Below are 4,835 nucleotides of genomic sequence, written 5' to 3' on the forward strand. Positions count from 1 at the left end.
ATTCTTGAGGGATTAGATGGTGTTCAAAAAATGTCAAAATCGCTTAACAACTATATTGGCATTAATGATGCACCAGATGACATGTTTGGAAAAATTATGTCCATCTCTGATGATTTAATGTGGCGCTACCTAGAGTTACTAAGCTTCGAAACACTAGAAACAATCGCCTCATGGAAAGTAGAGGTTGAAAATGGTGAAAATCCACGAAATATCAAATTCCGTCTAGCAGAAGAAATCATCACCCGCTTTCACAACACCGAAGCAGCAACACAAGCACAACAAAACTTTATTAATCGTTTTGCTAAAAATCAAGTACCTGATGAAATGCCAGAATTTAGCTTTGATGCTGGCATTAAAATTGCTAATCTTTTCAAAGACGCAGGTCTGGTTAATTCCACTTCAGATGCCTTTAGAATGATTAAAGACGGTGCCGCTAAGATTGAAGGTGAGAAAATTTCTGATCGGAATCTGGTGCCTGAAATAGGCACAGCAGTTTATCAGGTGGGTAAGAGGAAATTTGCGAAAGTGACAATTCAGTAAAAAAATGCTATAATATTGACTCCAGGGGATGACATGGCTTCGACGAGGAGTTGGATCTCAAGGACGCATGCCGAGGATAAAGATAACTCGTAAAAATATGCTTTAAAAATATAGTTGCAAACGAAAACAACTACGCTTTAGCAGCATAATGCTAACCGCCCCTTAGAGATTGTCTGTATTTTTAAGATGGCGGCCGTTTACAGACTCGCTAGGATTGTTCTTTTCAGATAATTCGGTTAAAACTTTTGAAAATCGCTTCTTACATCCCTGATGGTCGGGTGGTAGGTGGCTAACTCAAATAGATCAAGCTAAGCATGTAGACTCTTTGTTTGAAGGTTTTCGGACGCGGGTTCGATCCCCGCCATCTCCACCAAATTATAACCACTCTAAATCTTGCCTTTAAGTGGGCATCTAACTACCCTTTGATACACAGAAAACTAGTAGCAAAATTGGCATAAATACCAATAGAATCAGGAATTGCTATTATTGTAAAAATATATTAATACTTAGACTTTAAACAATACCATAAGAACTTTATTCAGCTGTTTTGATTTACTTTATAAGATTTCGAGCAAAGCCTTCATTTGAGCCAATGAAGTCGGAAGTTGCAAAACACCGTGCAATGGATAATCCACTGCGGCAAGAACATCAATATACTTTATTTCTTTTTTGTTGGCTAGAACAATCACTTTGGTGTTTGGTGAGTACTTAATAAGACTAACCAATAACACCTCTATATTGGACTTATAAATGCCACTGTAGTTGGTACTATAAGCATAGAAGAACTCGACCACAATAAAATCTGCTGGTTGTTTTTTAATTAGCGTCACTGCTTTACGAACACTATTAACCCTGAACTCCCTCAACCCTTTATGCTGATACAGATCACTAAAATCTGGAAATAATGGTGACTCAACAATTGTGACAATGGTGGAACTAGACATAATTTTAATAGACCTATAATTTTCCTTTTAACAGATAAAACACCATAGCCACTAATACAACAATAACTAGCAACTCAATAGCAAACATGTATTTAATCATGTAATATAATTTATTTATTTTTGTACAACTATTAAAAACCTATCTAATCGTTAAAAATATCTTTTAACGTATTTTCGATTTGTGGGTATTTAAAAACGAAACCATGCTCAGATAGTTTAGTAGGCTTGATCGCTAAACTTTTAGTTAGCACTTGAGAGCCTTCTCCAAAAATCAATTTAAGCTGCCACTCAAATGTGGTTAAAAAAAATGCTTTCTTTAATTGATTGGCTAAGGATTGTCCAAATTTTTTCTGAGTAATCAATTGAGGCGAGGTTAAATTAAAGGTGCCCACTAAATTTTTATCAATGGCGTAATTAAAAGCTGAAACAAGGTCTTTAATATAAACCCATGGAAAACATTGTTTTCCAGATCCAATTGGCCCACCTAAACCCAGTTTGTACATTGGTAGCATTTCTTTAAGAGCGCCTCCCTCTTTACTTAAAACTACACCAAATCTAAATATTAAAGCATCTTCTGATATTTTTCGTGCAAGAGCTTCCCACTCAACTGATAATTGTGAGAGAAAATCATTGCCTGAGTGCAAAAAATCTTCATCTAAAGGTTCTTCACAAAAAGATTCTGGATAGAAGCCTACAGCAGATGCAAAAAAAACTTTTGGTTTCTTTTTGAGTTTGCCAAAAATATTGGCCAAAATTTGATTCGATTTGATTCGACTATCCCAGATCTCTTGCTTATATTTAGAAGTCCATCGTTTTGCAATGGTTGCGCCAGAAAGCTGAATTAAAATATCAGACCATTGAATGCTTGCCAAAAGGTTTTCTTGATCTTGATAAATCGCTCGTCCAAATGTACGCACGTTATGACTGTGCTGAAATTCATTTTTTAAGGCTTGGCCAATTAGTCCCGTCCCACCTAAAATTACAATATTCATTGATCACTCCAATCTTTTGTTTTATCGTAAACAATCCCAGATAAGCATGCTATATGGTCTTCTCGGGTATTTAAAGCAGGTATATATTGATACGACTCGCCACCAGCTTCGATAAAATAATCTTTATTTTCTTCTTCGATTTCTTCAATTGTTTCTAAACAATCTGCTGAAAAACCTGGGCAAATTATTTGGACATTTTTAATATCTTTTTTAGGTAAAGACTTTAAAGTTTCATCAGTATAGTCTCGCATCCACTCTTCTCTTCCAAAACGAGATTGAAAGCTCATTTTATAAGTGCTTGGCTCAACATCTAATTTCTTGGCCAGCAAGTGTGTTGTTTTGCAGCAATGACAAGGATAGCTATCACCGTTGTTAAAATATCTTTTTGGAATTCCATGATAAGACATGAGTAACAAGTCTGGCTTACCATGTTTTGTTTGGAACTCATTAACACTGCTAGCTAAAGCATCAATATAGCGCTGGTCATTATAATAATGACTGATAAATTTTAATTCAGGAACCTTTCTCCAAGTTTTTATTTCATCACTGACCGCATCAAAAGTAGATCCGGTCGTTGCAGACGCATACTGAGGATATAACGGAAGAATCATTAATTTTTCACAACCTGATTTCTCTAAAGCTTGAAGGGCTGATTTAATTGATGGATTGCCATATCGCATTCCTAATTCAACTTGATAAACGTTGGGATATTTTTGCTCTAAATCCTGTTGCAAAAGTTCCTTTTGTTGCTTTGAAATATCAAGCAACGGAGATCCTTCACCAAATTCACCCCAGACTGTCTCATATGCTTGTGCTGATTTTTTTGGTCGAATATTTAAAATAATGACATTTAATATCAGCTTCCAAATCCAACGTGCTGGTGGTGGCTCAACAACTCTGGTATCGGATAAAAACTCTTTAAGATATGTCTTTAAAGAGCCTTTGGTTGGAGAGTCAGGTGTGCCCAAATTAGTAATTAAAATTCCAATTTTTGCTTTACTAGCAGATTCATAAGGGGTGGAACATTTATACATAAGAACTCCTAAATATTAGCCCTTAACGCTAGCTCTTTTGGATAAGGATTAAGATAGTATTGGTTTGACAAATACTCATTTTTAAATCTTCGTTGAAATAAATTGATTAAAGCCATCGGGGTAGATAAAGGCACTTCATAATTTTTATAAGAATCAAAAACTAACAACAATTCTTGCTTCGACTCAAAATCTAGTTGATTTTTGAAATATCCCATTATATGTTGCATAGTGTTAATATGTTTTTTTCTTGTGGCTTGAATCTTAATTATCTTCATAAATTCGGTAAAGTACTCTTGACGCACCTCTTTGATATTCTGACGATTAGCCGATGAAGCAATCTTTCCAAGAATGGATGGATATTGTGAACCTCGAGCCATAATTGAGTATTTGTATGCTGCATGGAATTTAGTTAACTCATGAACTGTGTCATTAATCATAGTAAATCGATAATGCGCATAAACCCTTTCAAAAAAATTTTCTCTTATTTTGCTATCATTTAATCTCCCTTCATCCTCGACCGGGATGTTCGGATTCATCTGCATGAAAATTTTGGCAAATGCTCCAATACCACGATAATCTGGGGTGCTATTAATATCTTGATGAATTGGCACCCTTTCAATGCCACAACTAGGCGATTTAGCTTTAAAAACAAAACCATTTAGTGACTTGGCAAATGATTCGGCGCTTTCTTGAGCAAACGCTTGCATTGCTTTTGTAAAATCAATACTATGATCATCGCGATCGACTAAAAGAATGTCATCTTTAGATTTGTACAGATGTATTGGGGGCCTTGGCGTCCCCATCCCCGCACCAATCTCTGGGCAGGTTGTTACATAATTGAAATACTGTTCAGCTACTTCATGGATAAACTTGTTATTTTTATGTCCGCCATCATAGCGAACTTTGAAGCCCATTAAGCAGGCGCTAATACCTACATTGGGTTTTGTTTGATTATCATTATTCATATCATAAATTATATCTATAAAAAACTTATACAAAAATAAATTTATTGTATAATTTGTATAATTATGAAAACAAAAAAACTATTTCCGATTAGAGAATTTGGCGCCTTAACTGGCGTTAACGCATCAACTTTGAGGGCTTGGGAGAGGCGCTATGGCCTCATTAAACCGGAGCGCACCCCGAAAGGTCATAGACTTTTCAAACAAGAAGATGTTCATCAGGTAAATCGTATTAAACAATTAATTAGCGATGGGCATGGCTTTGCTAATATCAAAAAAATTATAGATTCGCCTGAAGATTCTAGAATTGATTCTAATGTTGAAGACTTATGGGAAGAGCCTATTAGGAAAGCAAAAACTGCC

At 35.5% G+C, this 4,835-nt stretch carries 6 protein-coding genes and 1 other RNA gene; 3 read left to right on the forward strand and 4 right to left on the reverse strand.

The features are described 5' to 3' along the window. Both tyrS and ssrA read left to right on the forward strand, forming a co-directional pair. The coding region (gene tyrS / locus P8M52_RS01485) for a tyrosine--tRNA ligase (RefSeq protein ID WP_300306317.1) at positions 1 to 540 on the forward strand (540 nt) is incomplete at its 5' end. Between the two features lie 24 nt (positions 541 to 564). Beyond that, positions 565 to 913, forward strand: a transfer-messenger RNA (tmRNA) gene (gene ssrA / locus P8M52_RS01490). Positions 914 to 1,097: 184 nt separating this feature from the next. On the opposite strand, the gene P8M52_RS01495 is transcribed toward ssrA, so the two are convergent. The 4 genes from P8M52_RS01495 to P8M52_RS01510 all read right to left on the reverse strand — a co-directional run bounded on the left by P8M52_RS01495 (position 1,098) and on the right by P8M52_RS01510 (position 4,475). Continuing rightward, entirely contained in the window at positions 1,098 to 1,484 is a 387-nt protein-coding gene (locus P8M52_RS01495) for a hypothetical protein (RefSeq protein WP_300306320.1), read from the reverse strand. A gap of 143 nt (positions 1,485 to 1,627) precedes the next feature. Continuing rightward, a complete protein-coding gene (locus tag P8M52_RS01500) occupies positions 1,628 to 2,476 on the reverse strand; it encodes a TIGR01777 family oxidoreductase (RefSeq protein ID WP_300306323.1) in 849 nt (282 codons plus the stop codon). Continuing rightward, positions 2,473 to 3,510, reverse strand: coding sequence for a ferrochelatase (gene hemH, locus P8M52_RS01505; RefSeq protein ID WP_300306326.1), 1,038 nt, complete (start codon positions 3,508 to 3,510; stop codon positions 2,473 to 2,475). Before hemH ends, P8M52_RS01500 begins: the two co-directional genes overlap by 4 nt. Positions 3,511 to 3,518: 8 nt before the next feature. Then, a complete protein-coding gene (locus tag P8M52_RS01510; RefSeq protein WP_300306329.1) occupies positions 3,519 to 4,475 on the reverse strand; it encodes a DUF523 and DUF1722 domain-containing protein in 957 nt (318 codons plus the stop codon). A gap of 63 nt (positions 4,476 to 4,538) precedes the next feature. Here P8M52_RS01510 and P8M52_RS01515 point away from each other — a divergent pair. Beyond that, on the forward strand, positions 4,539 to 4,835 hold a 297-nt coding region (locus P8M52_RS01515; RefSeq protein WP_300306332.1), incomplete at its 3' end, for a MerR family transcriptional regulator.

The organism is Candidatus Thioglobus sp., from assembly GCF_029243085.1.
Lineage (GTDB): Bacteria > Pseudomonadota > Gammaproteobacteria > PS1 > Pseudothioglobaceae > Thioglobus_A.

Coding starts and splice junctions, on each gene's coding strand:
- P8M52_RS01495 (WP_300306320.1), bottom strand. CDS start 1,484: ATGTCTAGTTCCACCATTGTCACAATTGTTGAGTCACCATTATTTCCA.
- P8M52_RS01500 (WP_300306323.1), bottom strand. CDS start 2,476: ATGAATATTGTAATTTTAGGTGGGACGGGACTAATTGGCCAAGCCTTA.
- hemH (WP_300306326.1), bottom strand. CDS start 3,510: ATGTATAAATGTTCCACCCCTTATGAATCTGCTAGTAAAGCAAAAATT.
- P8M52_RS01510 (WP_300306329.1), bottom strand. CDS start 4,475: ATGAATAATGATAATCAAACAAAACCCAATGTAGGTATTAGCGCCTGC.